16 protein-coding genes are annotated in these 24,863 nt (G+C 71.6%); 7 read left to right on the top strand and 9 right to left on the bottom strand.

Features of this window, described 5'->3' with window-relative positions; genetic code table 11:
* Positions 1 to 516 precede the first annotated feature (516 nt).
* Positions 517 to 3,669: an isoleucine--tRNA ligase gene (ileS, locus tag LX16_RS22650; RefSeq protein WP_147142953.1), complete on the bottom strand. Its 3,153-nt coding sequence runs from the start codon at positions 3,667 to 3,669 to the stop codon at positions 517 to 519.
* Between the two features lie 513 nt (positions 3,670 to 4,182).
* Here ileS and LX16_RS22645 point away from each other — a divergent pair.
* Positions 4,183 to 6,321, top strand: a complete 2,139-nt coding sequence (locus tag LX16_RS22645) for an anthranilate synthase component I (RefSeq protein ID WP_147142950.1) — start codon at positions 4,183 to 4,185, stop codon at positions 6,319 to 6,321.
* 257 nt (positions 6,322 to 6,578) lie between these two features.
* Here LX16_RS22645 and LX16_RS22640 read toward each other — a convergent pair whose 3' ends face one another.
* The gene (locus LX16_RS22640) at positions 6,579 to 8,336 is read right to left on the bottom strand and encodes a hypothetical protein (protein WP_147142947.1); all 1,758 of its coding nucleotides are present in this window, start codon (positions 8,334 to 8,336) and stop codon (positions 6,579 to 6,581) included.
* Positions 8,337 to 8,435: 99 nt separating this feature from the next.
* Between LX16_RS22640 and LX16_RS22635 the strand changes: the two genes are divergently transcribed.
* Both LX16_RS22635 and LX16_RS22630 read left to right on the top strand, forming a co-directional pair.
* Positions 8,436 to 9,026 carry a TetR/AcrR family transcriptional regulator gene (locus LX16_RS22635; RefSeq protein ID WP_147142944.1) on the top strand — a complete coding sequence of 197 codons (591 nt, stop codon included), beginning with the start codon at positions 8,436 to 8,438 and terminating at the stop codon, positions 9,024 to 9,026.
* 18 nt (positions 9,027 to 9,044) lie between these two features.
* Positions 9,045 to 9,893, top strand: a complete 849-nt coding sequence (locus tag LX16_RS22630) for an alpha/beta fold hydrolase (protein WP_147142942.1) — start codon at positions 9,045 to 9,047, stop codon at positions 9,891 to 9,893.
* Positions 9,894 to 9,908: 15 nt separating this feature from the next.
* On the opposite strand, the gene ndk is transcribed toward LX16_RS22630, so the two are convergent.
* Entirely contained in the window at positions 9,909 to 10,319 is a 411-nt protein-coding gene (ndk, locus tag LX16_RS22625) for a nucleoside-diphosphate kinase (protein ID WP_147142939.1), read from the bottom strand.
* Positions 10,320 to 10,565: 246 nt separating this feature from the next.
* Here ndk and LX16_RS22620 point away from each other — a divergent pair, with 246 nt between their 5' ends.
* Together LX16_RS22620 and mycP are read left to right on the top strand one after the other, a co-directional pair.
* Positions 10,566 to 12,335 carry a VOC family protein gene (locus LX16_RS22620; RefSeq protein ID WP_147142936.1) on the top strand — a complete coding sequence of 590 codons (1,770 nt, stop codon included), beginning with the start codon at positions 10,566 to 10,568 and terminating at the stop codon, positions 12,333 to 12,335.
* 198 nt (positions 12,336 to 12,533) lie between these two features.
* Positions 12,534 to 13,697, top strand: a complete 1,164-nt coding sequence (gene mycP / locus LX16_RS22615) for a type VII secretion-associated serine protease mycosin (protein WP_147142933.1) — start codon at positions 12,534 to 12,536, stop codon at positions 13,695 to 13,697.
* Here the strand turns inward: mycP and LX16_RS22610 are convergent.
* From LX16_RS22610 to eccCa, 3 genes are all read right to left on the bottom strand, one after another.
* Positions 13,682 to 13,981, bottom strand: a complete 300-nt coding sequence (locus LX16_RS22610; RefSeq protein ID WP_147142931.1) for a WXG100 family type VII secretion target — start codon at positions 13,979 to 13,981, stop codon at positions 13,682 to 13,684. The genes mycP and LX16_RS22610 overlap by 16 nt on opposite strands.
* A gap of 32 nt (positions 13,982 to 14,013) precedes the next feature.
* A complete protein-coding gene (locus LX16_RS22605) occupies positions 14,014 to 14,316 on the bottom strand; it encodes a WXG100 family type VII secretion target (protein ID WP_147142928.1) in 303 nt (100 codons plus the stop codon).
* 170 nt (positions 14,317 to 14,486) lie between these two features.
* On the bottom strand, positions 14,487 to 18,461 hold the full coding sequence (eccCa, locus tag LX16_RS22600; protein WP_147142925.1) for a type VII secretion protein EccCa: 3,975 nt from the start codon (positions 18,459 to 18,461) through the stop codon (positions 14,487 to 14,489).
* A gap of 220 nt (positions 18,462 to 18,681) precedes the next feature.
* Here eccCa and eccD point away from each other — a divergent pair, with 220 nt between their 5' ends.
* Positions 18,682 to 20,073, top strand: coding sequence for a type VII secretion integral membrane protein EccD (gene eccD, locus LX16_RS22595; RefSeq protein ID WP_147142922.1), 1,392 nt, complete (start codon positions 18,682 to 18,684; stop codon positions 20,071 to 20,073).
* Positions 20,074 to 20,359: 286 nt separating this feature from the next.
* Here eccD and LX16_RS22590 read toward each other — a convergent pair whose 3' ends face one another.
* Genes LX16_RS22590 through LX16_RS22580 form a run of 3 tightly spaced genes read right to left on the bottom strand, consistent with a single transcriptional unit; the run spans position 20,360 to position 23,172 of the window.
* Complete coding sequence (locus LX16_RS22590; RefSeq protein WP_147142919.1) at positions 20,360 to 21,613, bottom strand: cell division protein ZapA; 1,254 nt, start codon at positions 21,611 to 21,613, stop codon at positions 20,360 to 20,362.
* Between the two features lie 2 nt (positions 21,614 to 21,615).
* Positions 21,616 to 22,005, bottom strand: a complete 390-nt coding sequence (locus LX16_RS22585; protein ID WP_147142916.1) for a hypothetical protein — start codon at positions 22,003 to 22,005, stop codon at positions 21,616 to 21,618.
* An 18-nt stretch (positions 22,006 to 22,023) separates the two neighbouring features.
* The gene (locus LX16_RS22580) at positions 22,024 to 23,172 is read right to left on the bottom strand and encodes a type VII secretion protein EccE (RefSeq protein ID WP_147142913.1); all 1,149 of its coding nucleotides are present in this window, start codon (positions 23,170 to 23,172) and stop codon (positions 22,024 to 22,026) included.
* Positions 23,173 to 23,358: 186 nt separating this feature from the next.
* On the opposite strand from LX16_RS22580, the gene eccB reads away from it, so the two are divergent.
* Positions 23,359 to 24,720, top strand: coding sequence for a type VII secretion protein EccB (gene eccB, locus LX16_RS22575; protein WP_147142911.1), 1,362 nt, complete (start codon positions 23,359 to 23,361; stop codon positions 24,718 to 24,720).
* The last annotated feature ends 143 nt before the right edge of the window (positions 24,721 to 24,863 follow it).

Raw genomic sequence — 24,863 nt, 5'->3', positions numbered from 1 at the left:
GCGACGACAAATCGAACTGGCGGGCAAGCTCCACCTTCGTCTCGCCCGCCAGGAACCGGCGAACGACTTCAAGCTTGAACGCAAACGAGAACGACCGCTTCGTCGCCTTGGCCACCAACGCTCCTCTACCGCGCACTTGCCAACGGTGATACAACCGCTTCACCGCCCACTCACTCACCGCCAACCGTGTTGCGACAGAACGTTCACCCCAACCGGCCTCAAACAAACCTATCGCCGCGACTTGCTGCTCCTGCGACAACGAACTCTGTCCAGCCATGACACTGCTCCCCAGAAATCGGAACTGAATTTCTCAGTCCAACTTCAGGGGAGCAGTTCACATGACCGCCGGCCCCCTCCACGCACGGCCCGTCCGCACGTGATGCCGTGGCCCCGTCCGATACCGGCGTGGCCGGTGAGATGTCGGCGGTAGACACCGAGCCCGCGTGCGGGTTCAGCGCGCGTACCGGACGCCGGACGGATGTGGTGGCCGGGCGGACCCGGCCACCACACCTCGCGTCAGACCCTGGTCACCTGGACCCGGACCACTCCGCCGTCGCCGACCTCGCCGGTGGTTCCCACGTCCTCACCGACCTGTCCGTACTCCACACCGGTCGCCAGGGTCTCCCCCGCCACGAACTTCTCATGGCCCTTGACGGCCTCGACGACCTGCTGTGACGCCTCCAGGCGCAGGTCGATGCGGTCGGTGACCGCCAGGTCGGCCTCCTTGCGCGCCTGCTGCACCACCCGGACCACGTCCCGCGCCAGCCCCTCGGCGTACAGCTCGGGCGTGACACCGGTGTCCAACACCACGACGCCGCCGCCGTCGGGCAGCATCGCCGTACGATCGGCCGCCCGGGGAGTCAACGTCAATTCGTACTCCCCCGGCTGGAGCGCGACACCGCCGGCCGTCACCGTGCCGTCCGACACCGACCAGTCACCGGACTTGACGGCCTTGATGACCCGCTGCACGTCCTTACCCAGCCGGGGACCGAGGACCCGCGGCACCAGGCTCAACGTGCGGTCGGAATAGTCGCCGACCGCCTCGTCGAACGCGACCCGCTTGACGTTGACCTCGTCGGCGATCAGCGACTCGAACCGGCGCAGCGAACCCGCCTCCGACGCCGCCACCGTCAACTCCGCCAACGGCAACCGCACCCGCAGCTTCGTCGCCTTGCGCAGCGAAAGCGCCGCCGAACACACGTCGCGCACCGCGTCCATGTCGGCGACCAGCGCGGTGTCGTCGGGCAGGTCGTCGACCGACGGGAAGTCCACCAGGTGCACCGACCGGCCGCCGGTGAGCCCGCGCCACACGTCCTCGGTGATCAACGGCAGCAACGGTGCCGCCGTCTCGCACACCAGCCGCAACACCGTCGCCAGGGTGCCGAACGCGGCCTCGTCGCCGCTCCAGAACCGGTCCCGGGACCGCCGGACGTACCAGTTGGTCAACGCGTCCAGGTAGAACCTGATCGCGTTGCACGCCCCCGACACGTCGTAGGCGTCCATCGCGGCGGCGACGTCGCCGAGCAGTTCCCGCGTCTTGGCCAGGATGTAGCGGTCGAGGACGTGCGTGGACTCCCGGGCCTGCCGGGTGGACGTCTCCACGTCCTCGTCGTAACCGGCGGCGCCCGCGTACAGCGACAGGAAGTACCACACGTTCCACAACGGAAGGATCACCTGCCGCACCGTGTCCCGGATACCCGACTCCGACACCGCCATGTCGCCGCCGCGCAGCACCGGCGACGCCACCAGGAACCACCGCATCGCGTCGGCGCCGTAGGAGTCGAACACCTCGTACACGTCGGGGTAGTTGCGCAGGCTCTTCGACATCTTCCGGCCGTCCGCGCCCAACAGGGTGCCGTGCACGACGCACGACTTGAACGCGGGACGGTCGAACAACGCCGTCGCCAGGACGTGCATCGTGTAGAACCAGCCGCGGGTCTGCGGCCCGTACTCCACGATGAAGTCGCCCGGGTAGTGGTCCTCGAACCACTCGGCGTTCTCGAACGGGTAGTGCACCTGCGCGAACGGCATCGACCCCGACTCGAACCAGCAGTCGAGGACCTCCGGAACCCGGCGCATCGTGGACCGGCCGGTCGGGTCGTCCGGGTTGGGACGGGTCAACTCGTCGATCGCGGGACGGTGCAGGTCGGTCGGCCGCACCCCGAAGTCGCGTTCCAGCTCGTCGAGCGACCCGTACACGTCCACCCGCGGGTACTGCGGGTCGTCGGACACCCACACCGGGATCGGGGAACCCCAGAACCGGTTACGTGAGATGTTCCAGTCCCGGGCGCCCTCCAGCCACTTCCCGAACTGGCCGTCCTTGACGTGCCCGGGCGTCCAGTCGATCTGCTGGTTCAACTCGACCATGCGGTCACGGAACCGGGTCACCGCCACGAACCAGCTCGACACGGCCCGCTGGATCAGCGCCGAGTCGCACCGCCAGCAGTGCGGGTAGGGGTGCAGGTAGGTGTCGTGCCGCAGCAGTCGTCCGGCCGCCTTCAGGTCCCGGATGATCGCCTTGTTCGCGTCGAACACGTGCTCACCCTCGTAGGGCGGCACGTCGGCGGTGAACCTGCCGCGCGCGTCCACCGGCACCACCGGTTCGATGTCGGCGGCGTCGGTGACGAGCTTGTCCTCCTCACCGAACGCGGGGGCGATGTGCACGACACCCGTACCGTCGTCGGTGGTGACGTAGTCGGCGGCGAGCACCTGGTGCGCGTTCGGACGGCCCGCGAAGAAGTCGAACGGCGGACGGTACCGCAGCCCGAGCAACTGCTCACCGGTGTAGCGGCCCACCACGGGCGGTTCGTCGCCCAACTCGCGGGCGTACGCGGCCACCCGGGCGGCGGCCAGCAGGAAGCGACGGCCGTCGTGCTCCACGACGACGTACTCCACCTCGGGGTGCACCGCCGCGGCGAGGTTGCTCGGCAACGTCCACGGCGTGGTCGTCCACACCAGCATCTCCACGCCGTCGAGGTCGGTGCCCGGTGCCTCCAGCGGCAGTCCCACCGTCACCGCAGGGTCCTGGCGGTCCCGGTAGGTGTCGTCCATCTTGGTCTCGGTGTTCGACAGGGGCGTCTCGCACCGCCAGCAGTACCACAGAACGCGGTACCCCTCGTACACCAGACCCTTGTCGTACAACGACTTGAACGCCCACATGACGCTCTCCATGTACGTCAGGTCGAGCGTCTTGTAGTCGTTGTCGAAGTCGACCCAACGGGCCTGCCGGGTGACGTAACGCTCCCAGTCCCTCGTGTACTTGAGGACCGACTCGCGGGTCGCGGCGTTGAACTTGTCGATGCCCAGCGCCTCGATCTCGGCCTTGGAGGAGATGCCGAGCTGCTTCTCGGCCTCCACCTCGGCGGGCAGGCCGTGGCAGTCCCAACCGAACCGGCGCTCCACGCGACGGCCCCGCATCGTCTGGTACCGGGGCACGATGTCCTTGACGTAACCGGTCAGCAGGTGACCGTAGTGCGGCAGGCCGTTCGCGAACGGCGGGCCGTCGTAAAACACGAACTCGTTCGTGCCGTCGGGACCGGCGTCGCGTTGCTCGATGGACGCCGCGAACGTGCCGTCCGTCGCCCAGTGGGCGAGCACGCGCTCCTCCACCTGGGGCAGGGCTGGACTGGCGGGGACACCCCGCGCCGGGTCGTCCTTCGGGTAGGCCATCGACGTCTCCTTCGCACCGGCCTGATCTCATGCCTGTGCGAGGACGCGCCGACGGGCGCGCGGTACCACCTCGCTTGACGACCGTGACCGGCCGCCCTCTCGTTCGTCGGCTGTGTCGGGCCGAACCCGTCCGGTTCTAGTGAGGCCGAGGCCCGTTCTTCCGGAGGCTCACCGGTGATGGCCGGGTCAACGCCGTCCCGGCCGCCACCGTGATACACGACGCCGACCGGCCGGTCAAGCTTAGCGCCCGACCGGATTCCAGCGTACCGACCCGTCGCGCGGCGCCACCACCCGATTTCCCGCCCGCCGGCACCGGCGCGCGGCGGGCCGCCGCCGGCCGGTCGTGCGGTACAGTACCCGGGTGCGCATCCCGACGAACCGTTCCTGGTGGCGCCGCTGACGGCGGCAACCACCGGTGACGCGTACGCGCACCCGACCGCCGAGCACGGCGGTCACGATCCAGGCGGATCGGCCCCCGGCCCGGCACGAGCAGCCAGCCAGGAAGGGCCATTGATGACCAGCTATCTCACAGCGGGCGGCGTCCGAATCACCCGTCACGCCGAGAACCTCGCGCCCGCCGACTTCGACGACGTCATCGACGCGGTCGAGACCCGCCGCGGCGGCATCCTCAGCTCCGGCATGGAGTACCCGGGCCGCTACAGCCGCTGGCACATGGCGTACGTCGACCCCTGCCTGGAGCTCGCCGCGCGCGGCCGCGTCGTGACCGCGACCGCGTTCGGGCCACGCGGACGTGTGATCCTGCCGGTGCTGGCGGAGGCGTTGGCGGTCACCGGGGAACAGGTGTCCCGCGACGACCGGCACGTCAGCGTGCACGTCCGGCCCGGCGACGGCGATTTCACCGAGGAGGAGCGCAGCCGCCGCCCCACGGCGTTCTCGGCGCTGCGCGCGGCCCTCACCGTACTGCGCTGCGACGACGAACACCTGGGCTTCTACGGCGCGTTCGGATACGACCTGGCGTTCCAGTTCGAGCCGGTCGAGTTCGCCCGGCCCCGCGACGACCGGGACCGCGACCTGGTCCTCCACCTCCCCGACCGGATCAGCGTCTGGGACCGCAAACGGGAACTGGCCCACCGGTTCAGCTACGAGTTCCAGGTCGGCGACGACTCCACCGAGGGGATGGAACGCGAGCAGACGACCGTGGCGTACCGGCCCGCCGCGTCCGCGCCGGCCGACCCGGTCCCCGGTTCCTACGCCGACACGGTCCGGCTCGCGCGCCGCGAGTTCGCCGCCGGGAACCTGTTCGAGGTGGTGCCGAGCCACCAGATGCACGCGGTGTGCCCGTCGCCGGCCCGGTTCTACCGGCGGCTCAGGACGGCCAACCCGGCGCCGTACGAGTTCTTCTTCAACCTCGGGGACTCCGAATACCTCGTCGGGGCGTCACCCGAGATGTACGTGCGGGTCACCGGCGACCGGGTGGAGACCTGCCCGATCGCGGGCACCGTCGCCAGGGGAACCGACCCGCTGGGCGACGCCGCCAACATCGCCGAACTGCTCGCCTCCCCGAAGGAGGAGTCCGAGCTGACGATGTGCACCGACGTCGACCGCAACGACAAGGCCAGGGTGTGCCGGCCCGGGACGGTGCGGCTGCTCGGCCGGCGGCAGATCGAGATGTACTCGCGGCTCATCCACACCGTCGACCACATCGAGGGGAGGTTGCGGCCGGACATGGACGCGCTGGACGCGTTCCTGACCCACATGTGGGCGGTCACGGTGACCGGTGCCCCCAAGACGTGGGCGATGCGGTTCATCGAACGGCACGAGGCCACACCCCGCCGCTGGTACGGCGGCGCGGTCGGCAAGATCGGCGTCGACGGCGGCATGAACACCGGCCTCACGCTGCGGACCGCGCAGATCCGCGACGGCGTCGCGACCGTCCGCGCCGGTGCCACCCTGCTGTACGACTCCGACCCGGACGCGGAGGAACGTGAGACCCACCTGAAGGCGCGGGCACTGCTGGAGGCGGTATCGGGTGACCGGCGGCCACAGCCGGCCCCCACCCCGGTCGACGGGATCGGCGGCCCGGCAGGCGTGGGCCGCCGTGTGCTGCTGGTCGATCACGAGGACTCCTTCGTGCACACCCTCGCCGACTACTTCCGGCAGCACGGCGCCGAGGTGACGACCCTGCGGTTCGGGTTCGACGCCGAGACGCTGGACGGGTTGCGGCCGGACCTGGTGGTGTTGTCACCGGGGCCGGGCACGCCCCGCGACTTCGGTTGCGCGGCACTGTTGGACGCGCTGTACCGGCGGCGGCTACCGGTGTTCGGGGTGTGCCTCGGCCTGCAGGCGATGGTCGAACACGCCGGCGGCCGGTTGGCGACACTGCCGGTGCCGTGGCACGGGAAACCGGCGCTGGTGAAGCAGTCCGGTGGGCGGTTGTTCACGGGGCTGCCCGCCGAGTTCACCGCCGCCCGGTATCACTCGCTGTACGCCACCGCCGACCAGGTGGGGGGCGGGTTCGCGGTCACGGCGAGCACCGACGACGTGGTCATGGCGATCGAGGACCCGGACGCGAGGCGGTTCGCGGTGCAGTTCCACCCGGAGTCGATCCTGACCGCCGCCGACCACACCGGGCATCGGGTCATCGGCAACGTGCTGAGGCTGACCGCGCCGGAGGCGACACCCGTCGCCTGACCGGCGCCGGCCGACGGGCGCGATCCGTTGCGGGCAGCGGCCTCCCGGCATCGTCGAAGTGGGGCGGGGTGGTGCGATCCACTCCGCCCCGTTCGGTGCTCGGGGGCCGCCACTCCTCCTCCCCATGGCGTCGAGCCTACGGCCTGTGAGCGCTGCGGTCAGGTGGGTCGGCGGCGGCCTGTGGACGGGACACGTGTTGTGGATAATCCACTGTGGTCTCGATGGCGCGCCGGTGTCCGACCCGGAACACGCGCACGTCACCCGTCGAGCGGTTGCGGCGTGAAGTGCTGCAACACCTCGTCTCCCCGGCACACCTGTTGCACCACACGGTCACCGGCGAGCGCCAGGCAGTACTGCCCCGCGACCGACCTGATCCGGAACACCTCGTCGGCCACCGCGTCGAACCGGAAGGCGGCCGCCGGGTCGTCACAGGATCCGGCGGTGAAACCCCGGTCCGGCCCCACACCGTCGGGCACCAGGCAGTCGGTCCCGCCCGTGGCGATCCCCAGCCGGTAGTCGCCGTCCGCCGCACGCAGCACGAACCGGGCGCCCGCGTCGTCGCAGCTCGCGGTGGCCAACCCCTCCGCGCTGGACCAACCCACGCAGGAATGCGCCCCCACCGCGCGCAACAGGTGCGGCCCGTATCCGGGTGGGTCGACCGACGCGTCCACCGGTGGAAGCGGTGTCGCCGAAGTGTCGACCGGCTGGGGGGTAGTGGTCGGCGTCGCCTCCGGTGTCGCCTCACCGGTGGGCCACAACAGGACTCCTGCCGTGACGAGGGCGGCGACCGCCACCAGCACCAGGAGCGGCCGCCACGGCGCACCCCTCCCGGGACCTCCAGGCGCGGGCGTCACGGGGAAGACCGGGGCGGGCGTGACCGGTTCCACGCCGTCCACGGTGTGCGGCGGCGAATCGTCCGTCGGTGTCGGCGGCAACGCGCTCGCGAGCGCGCCGGTGGCGGCCCGGCTCGTCGCGGGCACGGTGGAGCGGGGAACCGGCCGCAGATACGGGGTGGTGGCTCCGGGCGGCGGCGGTGCCGAGCCACCACCGGTTCCCGCGAGCCGGTGGGGGACGACGGGCGGCGGTGCCGTGGTCGGGGCCCGTCCGGCATCGCGCGTGGGCGCCGCCTTCGGGGGCGGAGCGGGGGCACGGTGTCTCGCAGGGCTCCGGGTCCCGGCGGGTGGTGCGTCGTCGCGCCCGGCGGGTGGCCGTTTCGACGGGGCGGGGGTGGCCACGGCGGGCGGGTCCTGAGGGGTCACCGGCGTCGCGGCGGGTGGGGCGACCGGCCTCGACGCCGGGCCGGCGTCGGCCTCGGTGTCGCCCGGCCGGGTCGGCGGTGACGCGGGGATCGTCGCGTCGACCGGTGGAGCGGCCGTCGCGGGTGGTGCGTCGCCGGGGGCCGTCGGTGGCGTCTCGGCCGGCACCGGTGCCACCGGTTCGGGTTCCACCGGATGACGGGGTTCCGGTGTGGTGGCGGGTTCCGCATCGCGCGTGGTGGCGGGCGGGGGTGCCTGCGTCGCTGCGGCGTGGTCGCGCGCAGGCGCACCGGCGTCGGGAGTCGGTGGCGGTGGGGAGCCGGCGGGCGCGTCTGGAGTGTCTGTCGTGGAGTGCGGGTTCACCGTCGGCACCGTGCCGGCGTCGTCCGGGTGAGGCGGCGCCACCGGTTCGTCCGGCGGTGGCATCGCCGCGTCGGTGGTGGTCCGGTCGGGCGACGCGGGGTGACGGCGGGGGCGCGGCACCGGCGCGGGCGGCGGCAGCTCGGTGACGTCCTCTATGGATCGATCTGCCGTGGTCTCGCGGCGATCACGCCGGAACCAGCCGCGTCGCCGTCTCGCCGCCGGACCGGCCGGAGGGGGCTCGGGGGACGCGGCCGCCGGTTCCGGGGCCGCCGGCTTCGCTTCCGGCCGTCCCGTCTTGCCGCGTCGCCGTCGCCCGGCTTCGGCGAGGCTGGGGAAGGGCGCCACCGGATCGGGTTCCGGCGGCAGGTCTGCCGACGAACCGGGAACCTCACTCATGCGCATACTTTAAAGGCACGCGGCGACGGGCGCCGCTTCCCACCGCTCGGCGGTGGCTCGGCCACCCCTCCCGCCGTACGACCGTGCTATTCTTCGGTCATGCGCAAGGGAGAGGCCACCCGGCAGGCGATCCTCGACGAGGCCGTGCACGCCGCACGGCACACCGGGCTGTCCGGCCTCACCATCGGCACCCTGGCCGAGCGCACCGGTCTGTCCAAGAGCGGGCTGTACGCGCACTTCCGTTCCAAGGAGGCGCTGCAGCTCGACACCATGCGGCACAACAGGGAGCAGTTCATCGGCGAGGTGCTGCGGTCGGCGTTGGCGAGTCCCCGTGGCGAAGCCCGGCTGCGGACGCTCGTGGCCCGCTGGATCCGGTGGTACCACCATCCGGGCGGCTGCCTCTTCCTGGCGTCGGCGACCGAGTTCGACGACTTCCCCGGCCCGCTGCACGACCAGATGGTCTCCGACGTGTCCGACCTGCAGGATTCACTCACGCAGATCATCGACACGCTGGTGTCCACCGGCGACGTCCGGGCCGACACCGACACCGACCAAGTGGCGCAGGAGGTGCTCGGCATCCTCTTGGCCTTCAACTGGGCGTGGCGGTTCCTGAAGCACGACGAGGCCGAACGGCGCGCCTGGACGGCGTTGGACCGACTGCTCACCTCCCTCCGCCCAGACGAGTCCTGAACCCCGAGGAGTTTCCCGATGGCCCCTACGTCGGCCCGAAAAAGCACGAACGTTCGTCGACTTTTCCTGTTGCGGCTCGGCATCTCGGCAGCCGAATACCTAGCCCCCGACCGGGCCGCCCGCGTCCTGACCCGGCTGTGGTTCCAACCCCCCGGGCACCGCACCGCACCGGCACCGGCCGGTGCGCGCGAGTTCCACCTGGACACGGCGGCCGGCCGGGTATGGGGATACGACTGGGGCGACGGCCCCCTCGTCCACCTCCTGCACGGTTGGGGTGGCTGCAGCGGCGACATGCGATACCTGGCCGCCTCGCTCGTCGCCGCCGGACGGCGCGTGGTCGTGATCGACGCACCCGGACACGGTCACTCGGAGGACTCCCCCTACGGGCCTGGGCAGGTCTCACCGCTCCACTTCGCCGACGCCCTCACCGCGACGGTCGAGAAGTTCGGCACCGGCGCGGTCGCCGCGCACTCGCTCGGGTGCCTGGGAGCGGCGTTGTCGTTGCGCCACCACGTGTCCGCCGACCGCCTGGTACTGGTGTCGCCGTTCATCGGCGGCGGTGAGTTCATCGGCATGTTCGCCCGCCGCCTGGGAGCCGGACGACGCGGCAGCGCACGGTTCGTGGCGGCGGCGGAGGCGCGCAGCGGCCACCCCGTGGCGTACTTCGACGTCCGCACGCCACCCGATCCGACACCGACTCTGATCGTGCACGACCGCGACGACCGCGCGACCCCCTTCGCGCACGGTGAGGCAATCGCGGCGGCGTGGCCGAACACGCGGCTGCACGCCACCTCCGGCCTGGGCCACCTGCGGATCATGCGCAACCCGGAGGTCGTCGGAGAGGTCGTCGGTTTCCTCACCGGGTGAGGAACGGCGACCGGGTCACCCCCGGTCGGGGAACCACAGTCCGATCTCACGCTTGGCGGAATCCTCCGAATCCGAGGCGTGGATCAGGTTCTCCCGGTTGGACGAGGACAGGTCGCCCCGGATGGTGCCCGGAGCCGCCTTACGGCCGTCGGTGGCTCCGGCCAGCAGCCGCACGATCGCGATCGCCTCGTCCCCCGAGACGATCAGCGACACCAGCGGCCCCGACGTCATGAACTCCTTCAACGGCGGGTAGAACGGCTTCTCGACGTGGTCGGCGTAGTGCGCGTCGGCCAGCTCACCGTCCATCGTGCGAAGACGCATCGCCTCGATCGTCAGCCCCTTGCGCTCCAGGCGTGACAGGACCTCACCGACGAGTCCGCGGGCGACCGCGTCGGGCTTGATCAGGACGAGGGTCTGCTGGGACACGGTGGCTCCTCATGAGTGTGCGTGCGACGGCCCGCACGCGTCACCGCCGGACGGTGGTGTGCGGGCCAATGATCTTAATGGGGACGCGGGTGGACGCTCGGACACGGGTCGTGTGGCGGCGGACCGGCCGGCGCATCCGGCGGTGGCGCACCGGGACCGGACGCCGCGCCCGTTCTGGTGCCACCGGAGACGTCGTGGTCGGCCGGTAACATCAACGCATCACGCCGCCACGCGGGAAGGTCCATCATGCCGCAACCACCGCGCCAACCGCCCAGGCAACCGGCCCGCAACGCCGCGCGCCGGGCGGCCCCGAAGGCCACACCGAAGGCCACACCCAAGGCGGCCCCGAAGGCCGCCAAGGTCACCAAGACCGGGGGGAAACCGGCCGCCAAGGTCACCAAGGCGGCGACACCGAAGCAACGCGGCCCCTCCGCCGCCGCCAGATCGGCCCAGCACGCCCGTGACGCGCAGCGTGTGCGGCAACGCGCCAAGGCCACGACCGGCACGGCGGGCGGCCGGAGCACCACCAAGGCGGGTGGGCGCCGTCCGGCGGCGTCGCGCGGACCGTTGCGCGGCTGGCGGAGTTGGTGGGCCACCCACGAGATGGACCGCCGTAACCGGGAGGGCCGCCGCGGTGAGGCGGGCAGGATCGGCATGGGCACGACGGCGGTGCGGGGTTGGACGACGACGCGCGCGGTCTCGGCGTTCACTTTACTGCTGTTGGCGGCCTTCACCGGGTCGATCGCGCTGGGGGCGAGCAGCCTCGGGACGGCGGCGGTCGCGTTCGTGTTCCTGTTGGGCGCCATCGCGGTGGCCACGGCGGCACGCGCCGGGCAGCACTACCGGGACCACCCGGCGGAGCCGGACCCGGTGGGCGACTTCCACATCGACGACTTGAGAGTGGACGAGGAACCCGCGCCGGGGCCGGGGCTCGACGGCAGCGAACTGAACACGTTGGAGGACCTGGAACGCAGCATGCGGCGCGCCGAGGAGGCCGCCATGGACCCCACCCGTGAGATGCCGGTGGTGACCGGGGTCGTGCTCCCGGAACCGGCCGCGGCGACCGACGACGCTGATCCGGCCGCCGCACCGGAGACCCCGGAGCGGAAGGTCGTGCCGGTGGTCCCGCGCCAGACCCGGCGGGAGACCCCCGAGGCGGACACGTCGAAGACCACGACCGTGGCGGCGGCGAGCGCACCGGTGGGCGGGTCGGAGGCGGCGGTGCCGCGAGAGGAGACCGACGGCGCGGAGTCGGCGGCGCCCGATGCCCCGGACGAGTCCGACGGGGACGACCCGGACCGACCCGATCCGGAATCGGGTCCCGACGAGGACGCGGCGGCCGAGGAGGCCGGCGCCGAACCGGAACCGGAGGACCCGGTGATCGCGGCCCTGTTGGAGCCGCTCGTGGAGGAACCGGAGTCACCGGAGGCGGACGAACCGTCCACCGGCGGCAGGCCGGACTCCGCTCCGGAGGTCGTCGACGCCGGGACGGTCCCACCGTCGCCGGAGGTGGTGCCGGTTTCCGCGGAGCCCGACGACCCGCCGATGAACCTGCTGGCGGCCGAGACGGCCGGTGTCGACCTGCTCTCGGCGTACGCGGAGGAGACGGCGTTGCCGCCGGAGGCGGTGCGCGACGTCGCGGCGACCCTGATCGTGTCCGATCTGGACGCGTCGTTCATGTTCTACACCGAGCTCCTGGGGCTGGTCGAGATCGACCGGGCGCGGGACGCCGTGTTGTTGGAGGCGGGGTTCGGGCGGGTCCTGCTGTGGCGGCGCGACGACGCCCCCAAAGCGGGCTACCCGGTCATGCACCTGACCTTCGAGGTCGGAGACGTGGAGGAGGCGTACCGGACGCTGAGCGCCAGGGGTGTCCGCTTCACCCACGCGCCGAGGTCGGCGTTGTCCGGTGAGGTGCACGATCTGCGGGCCGCGTCGTTCCTGGACCCGGACGGGCACGGGCTCGCCATCACAGAACTGCGGCAACGCGCGACCGGCTCGGGGACGGCCGACGACTGACACCACAGTGGATTTTCCACAACCGGGTGTTCGTCCACAACGGCCCCTCCGCTCGCTCGACACGGCCCCCGGGACCGGCCTAGGCTGAAGCCATGGGGTGGAGGAGTGGCGGCCCCCGATGATTTCCGGGGGCGCCCCGTCCCGCCGGGCTCCGTCGGCTGCAACCTGTCTGCATACTCCGGCTGCTTTGCTGGCGTCATGCGGCTGATGAGGGGCTTCCTGGTGGTGCTCGCCGCGGTGGCGGGCCTGACGGTTCCCGCGTTCCCGGCGTGGGCGGACTCCTGCGACCTCGGTGACGACGCCGAGAACACGTTGCAGACCCTCCCGTGGGGACTGCGCAGCATGTCCACCGAGGCGCTGTGGCCGTTGGCACGGGGTGAGGGCCAGACCGTCGCGGTCATCGACTCCGGGGTCAGCGACCGCCACCCGGTGCTGGCCGGCGCCGTCGACGAGGGCGACGACTACACCGGCGAAGGAAAGGGCGGCCGGTGCGACGAGTCGGGCCACGGCACCCTCATCGCCGGCATCATCGCCGGCCGCCCCGACCCCGAGACCGACTTCGCCGGTATGGCACCGGCGGCCCGCGTCTACGCCGTCCGGCTGCTGCGCGACACCACCCGCGTCAGCGACGAACAGGTACCGATCCGGCTGGCGGCCGCCATCCGGGAGGCCGTCGACCACGGCGCCTCGGTCCTCAACCTGTCCTATGAGGGCACGCACCACCGGGACCTGCGGTCGGCGGTGGAGTACGCGATCGCGGAGAACGTCGTCGTGGTCGCCGCCGCCGGGAACCAGCGGTCCTCTCCCGACGAGCCGCCGTATCCGGCCGCGTACGACGGCGTCCTCGCGGTGGCGAACGTCGACGAGTCGGGGCAGCGGGCGTCGCAGTCCTCGGCCGGGAACCACGTCGACGTGGCGGCGCCCGGCGAGGGCGTCGTCGGCCCCGGCCGCCGCGGCGAGGGCTACAGCGGCGACAGCGGCACCAGTTACTCGACGGCGTTCGTGTCGGGTCTGGCGGCGCTGCTGCGTTCCCACCTGCCGGAGCTGTCGGCCGCCGACGTCGTCGACCGGATCGTACGGACCGCCCAGCATCCCCCGCAGGGGTGGAACCCGGAGGTGGGTCACGGGATCATCGACCCGTACCGCGCCATGACGGCGGACCTGTCGAACGACACCACGGCCGCCGCCGGGGAGGCGCCGCGGATCCGTTGGGAGGCCGATCGGGGCTACGCGGCCCGGTCGGCGGCCGGCCGGTTGCTGGCGGTCGCGGTGGTGGCGGTGGTGCTGGTGGCGGCGGGCCGGGCGGTACTCCCCCGCGTGCGGGGGCGATCCGCCCGGCCGGCCGATCAGCCTCGGGTGTAGTTGAACGTCTTGGCGATGTCGCCGACCAGCGCCTGCTTGCTCGCGACGGTGGCGTTGATCTTTCCCGCCAGTTCACGCAACGCCTCGTTCATCTGCTTGGCGTCGCGGTCCCAGGCGGTCTGCAGGTCGGTGAACGACTGCTGGTCGGCACCCTTCCAGCCCATCTCCTGCAGTTTGCCGTATAGCGCCTTCAGTTCGGCGTCGAGTTCGTCGGCACTGGCCAGGTAGCTCGACGCCATGCCGCCCATGCCTTGCCAGTTCTGTCCGATGACCGCGTCGGTCATGGTCTCTCCTTGATGGTTCGGAGGTTTACGGGTCAGTTGATGAGGGCGCCGTTCCAGCTGCCGGCGTCCTCCTGCTCGGCCTGCTCGTGCGCGTTGGCGGCGCCGCTGAGCCGGCCCTGGATCTCCTCCAGCGTCGCGTAGAGCCGGTTCGCGGCGGAGTTGAAGCGCTCCATGGTGCCCTGGAAGGCGGTGTTGGAGGAGCCGCGCCAGATGTCGGTCGAGGACTGGGCCTCCGACTGCACCTTGCGGATGAAGTTCTGCGCGGAGTCGATGGTGGTTCCCATCTGCTGCGCTCCGCCGAACACCTCTTGGAGTTTGACCTCGAATTCGTCCACTGTGTGTCCTTTCACCCGCCGTGGACCCGGCGGTTCGGGTGGTCCGGCACGGTGCGGCGGCGATCCGGTTCCGGGTCGCCGCCGGCCCGTCACCGCGCCGTCCCACCCAACCTAGGCGGCGTCGGAAGGATGAAGATTGCAGAATCGTTGCAGCGGACACGCCCCCGGGTTCAGTCGGCGGCGTCGTATCGCGAGGGTGTCCAGGCCGTCTGCACCAGGGCGTTTCCGTCGCGGTGGATCAGGGTGCCGCGGCCGGGTGGCTGCGGGGTCACCTTGACGTCCCCGATGAGACGGCCCAGGTCGCGTGGCCCCGACATCAGCAGGGTGGGTGCCTGCAACTCCACGAGCCGTTGGATTCCCGGTTCGTAGAGGGCGCGCGCGGCACCGCCCATGCGCCGGGCCAGGATCAGGTGGAAGCCGATGTCACGGGCCTGCGGAAGCAGGTCCACCAGTTGATGCACCGGGTTGGGTTGTTGGGTCGCCACCAGGTCGTAGTCGTCGACCAGTATGTACAGTTCGTTTCCGGTCCACCAGTTGCGGGCGCGCAGTTGTTCGGGGGTGACGTCCTTGCCGGGCAGCCGGTCCTGCAGGGCGGACACGGCGCTGCGCAACGCGTTGCGGGCCGTCTCGGCGTTGGGCGCGTACGCGACGAGGTTGTCCTCGGGGACCTCGCCGAGCAGGGTGCGGCGGTAGTCCACCACGACGAGCTTCGGTGGCCTGGCCGCCTCGATACGGCAGAGTTGGTGGATCAGGGTGCGCATCAGGTTGGTCTTGCCGCATTCGCCGTCGCCCAGGACCAGCAGGTGCGGGTCGGAGGCGAAGTCGAGGCCCAACGGTGCGAGTCGTTCCTCGGTGATGCCCACCGCCACGGGTGCGCCCGCCTCGGGGGAGGGCAGTTCCGCGACGTCGATGCGGCGCGGCAGCAGCTTGACCGGTTCGGCACGGGGACCGGACCAGGCGGCGGCACTGGCGGCGGCGAAGGCCGCCACCCCCTCGGACAGGTCGTCGACCTCGGGGCTGCCGTCGATGCGGGGAAGCGCCGACAGTACGGCGTGCCCGGAGGTCACCAGGCCGCGCCCGGGTGACCGTTCCGGTACGTTGCGGGCCGCCTTACGGTCGATCTCGGAGTCGAGCGGGTCGCCGAGTTTGAGTTCGACGCGGGTGGTCATGAGGTCCCGCATCGCCGGGCGGAGGTCCATCCAGCGGTTGCAGGTGACGACGACGTGGACGCCGAAGCCGAGCCCCCGCTGGACGAGTGTCAGCACCGCGTCGTCGAGGGGTTCGAAGTCGTCGCGGAAGCCCACCCAGCCGTCGATGACGAGGAAGACGTCCCCGAGCGGGTCGGTCTCCTCTCCGTTGGCGCGTAGCCGCCGGTAGGCGGCCATGGAGTCCACGCCGAGTTCCGCGAACCGGGCCTCCCGGTCGTCGATGACGGCCATCACCTGCGCGACTATCCGCCGGGTCACCTCGGTCTGTTGGCGGGAGCCGACACCGCCGACGTGTGGGAGGTCCCGCATGCCGCGCAGCCCACCACCGCCGAGGTCGACGCAGTAGAACTGGACCTCGGCGGGGGTGTGGGTGAGGGCGAGCCCGCCGATCAGGGACCGCAGCAGTGTCGTCTTCCCCGACTGCGGTCCGCCGACGATCGCGACGTTGCCGCCGGCTCCCGACAGGTCGGCGGTGAGGAGTTCCCGGCGTTGTTCGAACGGCTTGTCGACGAGCCCGAAGGCGACCTGGAGGGTGCCGTGCGGCCAGTCGGGGGCGTGCAGTCCGCGTTGCGGCGTGGTGTCGAGCCGGGTGTAGACGGTGTCGAGGCTGGGTGGCGCGTCCAGCGGCGGCAGCCACACCTGGTGGGCCGGTGGGCCCTGTCCTTCGAGGCGGCGGGTCAGTACCGACAACAGGGTCTCGGCGGCGGTCTCGGGTTGACCGGGGGCCGCCGGTGCGGTGGACTCCGCGGGCTCGGGCGCCGCCGGGGGTTCCTGGTAGGCGGCCGTGTAGGGGCGGACTCCTGCCACGACCCGGCCGTCGCGTACCACCATGCCGCCGGTGCCGCTGTGGTACGGCCCGGAGACGTAGGCGCCGCGGAACCGCAGCATCGTCTCCTGGTCGACCTTGAGGTAGCCGTGCCCGGGTGCCTGCGGCAGTTCGTAGGCGTCGGGGACGCCGAGGACGCTGCGGGATTCGATGGCGGAGAAGGTGCGCAGGCCGATCCGGTACGACAGGTGGGTGTCCAGTCCCCGGAGCCTGCCCTCCTCCAGGCGTTGCGACGCCAGGAGGAGGTGGACGCCCAGTGAACGGCCGAGCCGTCCGATCTGGACGAACAGGTCGATGAACTCCGGTTGCGCGCTGAGCAGTTCGGAGAACTCGTCGCAGATGATGAGCAGGCTCGGCAACGGTGCCAGTGCCGCCCCGGCGCGGCGTTCCCGCTCGTAGTCGCGTTGCGAGACGTAGTTCCCGGCGTCTCGCAGAAGTTCCTGCCGCCGGATGAGTTCGCCGTTGATGGCGTCGGCCATCCGGTCGACGAGGTGTAGTTCGTCGGCGAGGTTGGTGATGACGGCGCTGGTGTGCGGTAGCCGGTCCAAAGTGGCGAAGGTGGCGCCGCCCTTGAAGTCCACCAGGACGAAGTTCAACTCCTCCGAGGAGTGCGTGATCGCCAACGCCGACACGATGGTGCGCAACAGTTCCGACTTGCCCGAACCGGTGGCGCCGATGATGAGGCCGTGCGGCCCCATACCGCCCTGCGCGGCCTCCTTGAAGTCGAGCAGTACCCGGCCGCCCTGCGGATCGAGTCCGACGGGGATGGTGAGGCGCAGGTTGTCGCGCCGGTCGGGACTCCAGGTGCGCCGTACGTCCAGGGCTCCGGCGTCACCGATCCCCAGCAGGTCGGGAAGCTCCATCGACACCGACAGGGGTTCGCCGGTGGAGACGGCCGTGGCGAGCCGGAACCGGGACAGTTGCCGGGCCAGCGCGGCGGCCCGGGTCACGCTGAGGACGTCGGGTGCCCCCAACGGGGTGTCGGTGTCGCCGTGCGTCATGGTGACGGTGTCGGGCCGCACGTCCAGGCACAGCAGCCACGGCTGCATCCGGCGGGGCGGTTGGGGATGGAACTCGATGACGGTGGTCCCGGACACGCCGGGCCCGGTCAGCCGGCAGTTGCCGCCGACCTCGCCGCCGTCCTGGACCACGACGACGTGGCAGCCCTGGTGGACGGCGGCCACGCCGGAGTCGAACCGGTTGCGGCCCGACAGCGGTTCGGCCAGCAGGTCCTCCAGTTCGGCGAGCTGACCGACGACGAGCCGGCGGGGACCGACCGCGTCCTGTTCCCCGCTGTGCTGGCTGTGCGGGAGCCATTTCAGCCACTCCCAGTCGCGGCGCCGCGCCGGGTCGGCCACCACGGCGATCAGCAGGTCGTCGGGGGCGTGGAAGGTCGCCAACTGGGCCAGGGCGGCGCGCACGAGTCCCCGCGCGGTGTCGTCGTCGCCTCGCACCATGATGCGGCGGAACGCCCGCAACTGCACCGCGATGGGGATCCCAGGGACGCTGGACTGGGCCTTGACGAACCGGCGCAACGCCATGGCGCTCATGGGTTCCAGGTCCTCGACGGGTTTCGTCTCGGGGGTCTTAAGGGCGACCGCGAGCCGCTGTTCACCCACCGACACCCGCACCTCGCAGAAGTCGGCGTCGACGGGTCGGCGCTCCCACAGGCGCACCGACGCGGCCACTGTCCACAGGTGTTCGGGCGCGGGGTGGCGCCACACCATGGCGCGGCGCTGCTGGTCGGCGGCGCGGCGGACCCGGCGGCGGGACTGGGCCAGGTAACGCATGTAGTCGCGGCGTTCGTTGGTGAGGTTCTGCCGGTCGGAACCGCCCGACTGCAGGAACGATCCGCCCATCATGCCGAGCATCGCGACCCCGAACAGCCCACCGACGATCCACATGGGACCGCCGGAGGCGCCGGCGCCGCGCCCGACGTACATCAGCATCATGGCGCCGACCATGGCGAGCATCGGAAGCATGATGAGCAACTGGCCGATACTGCGTGGCGAGGGCACCGGCAGGTCCGGTGGCGGTTCCAGTTCCAGTTGCCCACCGGGCAACGGTGGCCCAGGTTTGCGCTGCCGTCGGCGGTACACCACTGTGGTCAAGGGGACTCCTCACAGGCCGACGGGGCGGCGTCCGCGCTCCCGCCCGGCTCACGTCGCGGCCACGCTAGTCCGCAAGTGCTGCAGAATGTCTGCAAAGCGGCACCGATTCGAGGCCGGTTCGCCCGTTTCGACCGGTTACGCGGCATTCGCCGACGACGACGGGCCGCGACGGCGGGTACTCTCACCGCATCCCGACCCTTCTCCCTCCACAGGGGATCACATGGCCAACACCGCGACCGGGCTGTGCCGGGTCACCGTCGTCGCCCCCCACACCCGGATGGACGTCGCGCTGCCGGCGCACGTACCGCTCGCGGAACTCCAGGCCGACCTACTGGCACAGGTCGCCGCCTCACCGCAGGGCGAGTACTTCGTCAACGACGGCGTCAAGTCCGGCGGCTGGACGCTGGCACGGCTCGGCGAACCCCCACTGGACGCCGACCTCACGCCCGCGCAACTGGGACTGGTCGACGGCCAGGAGCTCTACTTCCGGCCCGCATCGGACACCGCGCCCGCCGCGGTCTTCGACGACGTCATCGACGCGATCGCCTCCGCGGCCTCGTCACGGGCCGGTAGGTGGCAGGCCGCCGCCAGCCGCCGGCTCGGCCTGGTGGTCGCCGGTGCGGCGGTGACCGGCGGCACGGCGGTCGCGGTGTCGGTGGGTGGGCCGGTCGCGGCGGCGGCCGTGCTGACGGCGGGCGCGGTCCTGTTGGCGCTGGCGTGGGCGTTGGCCCGCGCGTTCGACCGTCCCGACGCGGCCGTGTACCTGGGCCTGTTGGGAACCGGCGCGGGCTTCGTCGGCGGTGTCGTCATGTTGACCACGGGGAACGCGTTCCGGGAGGCGGGTGCGGCGCATCTGTTGGCGGGCGGTTGCCTGCTGGCGGTGTACGCCGTGGTGGCGACCGTGCTGTTGCCGAAGTCGGCACCGTTGTTCGCCGCGATCGTGGTGGCCGCCGGTGGCCTGGTGGCGGGGACGGCGTTGACCACGTGGCTCGGCGTCACCGAGGCGGCGGCCGCCGCGACGGTCGCGGCGGTGGCGGTGGCGGCGATTCCGGCGCTTCCGATGCTGTCCTACCGGTTCGCGAAGCTGCCCGGTCCCGAGATCCCCCGCACTCCGCAGGAGCTTCGCGACGAGATCCCGCCGCTGGACGGGGAACTGGCGTTGGCGCGTGGTGTCCTGGCCGACCGGATCCTGACGTGCCTGCTGGGTACCTGCGCGGCGGCGACGGCGGTGGCGGCGGTGTGGATCGGGACGGAACGCCGTTGGCCGTCGGTGATACTGGCGGTGATCCTGGGGCTCATCGGCCTGTTGAAGTCCCGGGACTTCCAGGTGGTCCGGCAGCGTCTTCCGTTGCTGGCGGCCGGGTTCACGGCCCTGGCGGTTCCGGTGACGGCCTGGGCGTTCCGGTTGACGGGGACGATGCGGCTGACGGTGATAGGCGGTGTGCTGCTGCTGGTGGCGGCGGTGATGCTGGTGCACGGGATCGCGCTGGCGGGTCGGCGCACGTCCCCGGTGTGGGGGCGGATCGGGGACATCGTGCAGGTCGTCCTGATCGTGTCGGTGATCCCGATGACGTTGTGGGTGTGGGACGCGTACTGGTGGATCCGGGCCTGACGGCCGCCCCGCCCGGTGTCGGGGGGCCGCCACTCCTCCTCCCCATGGCGTCGAGCCTACGGGCCGCGCAGGCGGGGTGTCGAGTGCGCGGCGGCGGGGCTGTGGACGACGGCACGGTCGTGGAAAACCCACTGTGGACCGATGCCGTCCGGTGTGCCCGCATACCCCCGGCCGGTGCGAGTCCGGAAGGGACCGGCCCGTCGCGGTCGGACCGCGACGGGCCGGTCGTGCCGTGCTTGGCAGGGTGCACGGCGCTCGTGGGGCTACATCGGCGACGCCTCGGGGCCTACAGGGTCACCCGCCCGTTCGCGGGCGGTGCGGCCGGATCGGGGCCGGCCGCCGCCGGTTGCGGCAGCGAACCGATGACACCGGGCGCCGCCTCCCCGGTGCCGAACGGGTCGTCGTCCTCGGTCAACCAGGTGGATTCGGCGGAGTCCCCACCCATCCCGTGTCCACCGCCGCCCATCATGCCCATGGGTACGCCGAATCCGCGACCGGCCATGCCGGTGGCGCCGGTGCCGCCACCGCCGGTCCCGGTGCCGGCCGGTAGCCCGCCGGTGCCTCCGGAGGCGGGGCCCACGCCGCTCGCCGGACCGGAACCGGCCGCCGCGCCGCCGATCCCGCCGCCGGAGCCGCCGCCCACGCCGGCACCCGCGAGGCCGCCGCCGGGTTCGGACTCGTACTCCTCGGGGTCGTACGGCTCGTACGGTGCGGGTTCGTACGCGTCGGGGTCGTACGGGTCGGTGGGGGGTGTGAGGGGGCCGCCGGGTTCGGTCGGTGATCCTCCCTGCTCGTCGCCCGGCGGTTCCTCCGCGGGCCCGGATTCGACCGGCCCGGATTCGACCGGCCCGGATTCCTGCGGCCCGGACTCGGACGGCGGCTGGTCCTTCGACGGGTCGTCGCCGTTCAGGTCGGTCCGCTCGGTCTTCGGCGGGCCGTCACCGCTCTTGTCGTCGGCGGGTGGGTGCCCCTCCACCTGACCGGGGTCGCCCGGGCCTCCACCGGTGTCGCCGCCGCCGGTGTCGCCGGTGCCGTTCTTCCCGGAGCCCTTGGGGGCCAGGGCCGCCAGGGCGTCGCGGGTGTCGCGGTCGGCCTGTTCGGCCTTGTCGAGCATGTCCCTGATCAGCTTGTTGTACTCGTCGGCGAGCTTCTGGTACGCCTGCCGCTGTTCCGGGGGTGTCTTCGGGTCGACGGTGACGTGGCCGGTGGCGGTGTCGATGCGGAGGTGTTCACGGCCCTGTACCTCGGCTTCGATCTCACGCAGCCGGTCGCGGTACGCCTGCATCTGGGAGTACAGGCCGGTGACGATGCCCTGGACGTCGAGGAACCTGGCGGCGGCCTCCCGCAGCGGGCCGGCCAGGGTGACGAGTTGCCGTCCCGCCTTGGTGCCCGCCTTGTCGTACATGTACTCGGTGACGCCGTCGCCGTGTTTGCGTACGGCCTCTCCCCCGGTCTCCAGCCAGTCGGCGAACCGGCCCGCCTGGAACCCGGCGGCGTGGATGGCGGACACCTCCAGGTCGCGCAGTGTCTTGTAGTCCATCGTCACTCCCCCGCGAGTTTCCCGGTCTGGGCGGTGGGCAGTTGGGCCCGCGCCCAGTTGCGGTCCTGCAGTGCCTCCTGCGTCGTGTGCTGCTGTCCCCCCGTGCCGATGAGCCGGCCGGTCTCGGCGACGAGCCGGGACTGGGCGTCGCACTGCTCGGCCCACTTGGCGACCAGGTCGACCAGCGCGGACGCCGACGCCAGTCGTTCCACGTGCGTCCCCACCATCCGGACCTTCTGGCGCCCCTGGACGAGGCTCACGCCGATCGTCTCGACGGTGCCGTCGATGGCCTTCACCTGGGAGAACAGTTCGTCGGGTGACACGTAGGTGCCGGCGTCCTGACCGGCGAGGTACTTGGCAACGGGCGGCGACGCCGCCGGGGTGTCGTTCATCGCTTCTCCTTCATGTCCTCAACGGCCGGGGTATCCGCCGCCGGTGGGGGCCGACGCGTAGGTCGCCGCCGCCTGTCGCCGGTCGAACCGCCGCAGCCGGATGCCGCACGCCGTCGCCAACTGGGTCACCTCGTCGGGGATGCCGTCGTCGACCTCGTCGTCGAAGGCGACCCGCAGCATGGTGTGCAGTACCGCCCCGGGTTCGGTGGTGTCGCCGCGCCGCAACGGCCGCAGTGTCACCGACACGGTGCTGAACGACGCCGACACCATTCCCATCGCCGACCACAGCCGGCGCAGCGACTCGACGTCGCGGATCCTGCCGGTGACTCCGAACGAGACCTGCGCGAGCGCGCCGAGCCGCCACAGGTGGGGGTGTTCCTCGGCGCGTTGCGCCAGTGCCGCCGAGATCGTCTCGCCGGACACCGAGTGGGTGAGTGCGACGCGGAGGCTGTCCGCGCCGAGGACCCGGTGGGAGACACCGGCGTCGGTGAGGCGTTTGCGGAGCCTCCCGGCGACCGCGGTGACGGCGCGGCGCGCCCCGGGTACGCCGCCGCCGCGTTCGCCGGCGACGGTGACCGCGGTGTCGACGTCGAGCCTCACCGCCAGCCAGGTGGTGCGGTGTGAGACGACGGAGTCGTCGCCGAGGAGTTCCCGGTAGCTCTCGATGCACGCGGCGTCGGGTTCGAGTTCCGCGCTGGGGCTGGGGACGAGGTGTTCCACTATCTGTACCGCCGACACCGTGATGTGCGGGTCGAGCAGGACCGCGCCGACCGCCCCGAGCGTCGCCGAGGAGAGGCCGCCGGGGGCGTCGGGTCCGGATTCCAGGGCGATTCCGGCGAACCAGCCGCGTCCGTCGAAGCCGACGCCGTACTCGGTGTCGCGTTCGGTGACGGCCGCGATGTGGAGCCGGGGGGCCAGTGCCGCGAGGGCGTCGGTGGCGTCGGTGGTGTCGGCGGCGCGGGTTCGCCGTCGTGGTAGGGAGACCGGCCACAGCACGACTGGCAGTAGGCAGCCCACCGCGACGGCGGTGAGGTATCCGGTCGGGGCGGGGAGCCGCAGGCCGAGCATCGCGGCGGCGAGGACGAGTTGCGCGGCCATGACGCGTGCGGTGCTGACGGGTCCGAAGCCCGGCTGCGCCCGGTGCGCGGTCAAGCCGGTGGTGGCCATGGGCGTCCTTTCGGGCGGCTTCGGGGGTGGGGAATCGGGGTGTGGTCCCCGTTTCGGCGACGCTATCAATGCGGACCGTCCGATGAGCGCCGTAATGGTTGCAGAAAGTCTGCAATGGTGCCGGAATCGGCTTTTCGACGGTGTTCGGCGGCCATTCCGGGGTGTTTTCCACAGTAAGGTCGCGGAATGCGGACCAGACGTGAACAGGTGCAGGCGCACCGGTTCGTGACCCGCCGGATCGTGTCGGCGCTGGTGTCGGGGAATCCCGAATCGATGGAGTTGCCGATGCGGCGCACCGCGGCGTCGGTCGTGGGCGGCGCGTTGATCGCCCTGCTGGTGTTCGCGGGTTTCGCGCTGGTGGGGATGTTGTGGCCGGCGCCGGCGACGGACTTCGCGGAGCGCAACAACTCGATCATCGTGAACGAGGAGACCGGGGCGGTGTACGCGTTCCGGGAGTTCACGTTGTTCCCGGTGCCGAACCTGGTGTCGGCGCGGTTGTTGTTCGACGCGGACGTGGCGGTGTACCACGTGACCAGCGCGGAGCTGTCCGGTGTGGACGTGGGTTGGGAGGTCGGGATCGTTGGCGCGCCGAGGCAGTTGCCGACCGGGGACGAGCTGGTCGGACTGCCGTGGCGGGTGTGCAGTGTCCCCGACGCCGGCAACTCGGCGCTCCGCCGCAGTCACGTGCTGCTCGGTGGCGCGGCGGAGGGCACGCCGCTCGGGGAGCGCGCGCTGGCCGTGTTCGACGGCGACCGGACCTGGTTGTTGTGGAACGACACCAGGCTCCCGGTGCCCGATGTGGAGTCGCTGTACGTGGTCGGGTTGAACCCGGACCGGGTGAGTCACGTGACGCCGGTGTTCACCGCGGCGTTGGCGACCGGTCCGGAGTTCGCACGTCCCGACATCCCCGGGGACGGTGAGGCGGCCGGCGACATCGGCGGCCGCCCCGCCCGGTACGGCGACCTGTTCTCTCTCAACGAGACCGTCTGGGTGTTGACGGAGGACGGGTTCGCGGAGGTGGGTGAGGTCATGGCGCAACTGCTGGTGTTGACCGGTTCGGCGGCGGCCCGGGTGGTGTCCGCCGGTGTCGTGCAGGAGCACGGCACGACGACGGTGCAGCCGGAGGGTTTCCCGTCGGAGATGCCGGAGGTCGCCGACCCGGCGGTCGTGGAGCGGGTGTGCGCCGACTACGCGAGCGAGTCGGGGCCGGTGACGGTGACCCTGGAGCCGGCGCTGCCGGACTACCTGCACACTCCGGTGACGACGCCCGGCGAGTCCGAAAGGGACGACGTGGACACCGCCGACCACGTGTGGCTGCCGGGTGGGTCCGCGGCCCTGGTGGACGAGGCCGCGCCGCAGGCGACGTACACCGGCACGCGGTACCTGATCGACGACACCGGCACCAGGTACCCGATGACGCCGGTGGCGGCGGAGCGGCTGGGCCTGGCGGATCTGCCGGCGGTGAGGGTGCCGCCGGCGTTGCTGGCCCTCATCCCCACCGGCCCCACCCTCGACGAGGTCGCCGCCATGGCCCCCGTCCCGCCGTGAGCCTTCGATGTCCATCGATTCTATGAAGGGAATCCACATATGATGAATTCGCCGAACACCGGTGCGGGAATGGACATTCCGCAGCCGCCCCAGGCGGCGGTGGTACCCGCTCCCGCAATTCTGTCGATTCCGTCGGGAAATGC

Origin of the sequence: Stackebrandtia albiflava (genome assembly GCF_007994225.1) — a bacterium.
In the GTDB taxonomy this organism is placed as follows: domain Bacteria; phylum Actinomycetota; class Actinomycetes; order Mycobacteriales; family Micromonosporaceae; genus Stackebrandtia; species Stackebrandtia albiflava.
This window is presented reverse-complemented; position numbering and strand designations above follow the sequence as displayed.

What these genes read in the sequence shown, in the direction of transcription:
- ileS (WP_147142953.1), bottom strand. Translation starts at nt 3,669, where the DNA reads ATGGCCTACCCGAAGGACGACCCGGCGCGGGGTGTCCCCGCCAGTCCA.
- LX16_RS22645 (WP_147142950.1), top strand. Translation starts at nt 4,183, where the DNA reads ATGACCAGCTATCTCACAGCGGGCGGCGTCCGAATCACCCGTCACGCC.
- LX16_RS22640 (WP_147142947.1), bottom strand. Translation starts at nt 8,336, where the DNA reads ATGAGTGAGGTTCCCGGTTCGTCGGCAGACCTGCCGCCGGAACCCGAT.
- LX16_RS22635 (WP_147142944.1), top strand. Translation starts at nt 8,436, where the DNA reads ATGCGCAAGGGAGAGGCCACCCGGCAGGCGATCCTCGACGAGGCCGTG.
- LX16_RS22630 (WP_147142942.1), top strand. Translation starts at nt 9,045, where the DNA reads ATGGCCCCTACGTCGGCCCGAAAAAGCACGAACGTTCGTCGACTTTTC.
- LX16_RS22620 (WP_147142936.1), top strand. Translation starts at nt 10,566, where the DNA reads ATGCCGCAACCACCGCGCCAACCGCCCAGGCAACCGGCCCGCAACGCC.
- mycP (WP_147142933.1), top strand. Translation starts at nt 12,534, where the DNA reads ATGCGGCTGATGAGGGGCTTCCTGGTGGTGCTCGCCGCGGTGGCGGGC.
- LX16_RS22610 (WP_147142931.1), bottom strand. Translation starts at nt 13,981, where the DNA reads ATGACCGACGCGGTCATCGGACAGAACTGGCAAGGCATGGGCGGCATG.
- eccD (WP_147142922.1), top strand. Translation starts at nt 18,682, where the DNA reads ATGGCCAACACCGCGACCGGGCTGTGCCGGGTCACCGTCGTCGCCCCC.
- LX16_RS22590 (WP_147142919.1), bottom strand. Translation starts at nt 21,613, where the DNA reads ATGGACTACAAGACACTGCGCGACCTGGAGGTGTCCGCCATCCACGCC.
- LX16_RS22585 (WP_147142916.1), bottom strand. Translation starts at nt 22,005, where the DNA reads ATGAACGACACCCCGGCGGCGTCGCCGCCCGTTGCCAAGTACCTCGCC.
- LX16_RS22580 (WP_147142913.1), bottom strand. Translation starts at nt 23,172, where the DNA reads ATGGCCACCACCGGCTTGACCGCGCACCGGGCGCAGCCGGGCTTCGGA.
- eccB (WP_147142911.1), top strand. Translation starts at nt 23,359, where the DNA reads ATGCGGACCAGACGTGAACAGGTGCAGGCGCACCGGTTCGTGACCCGC.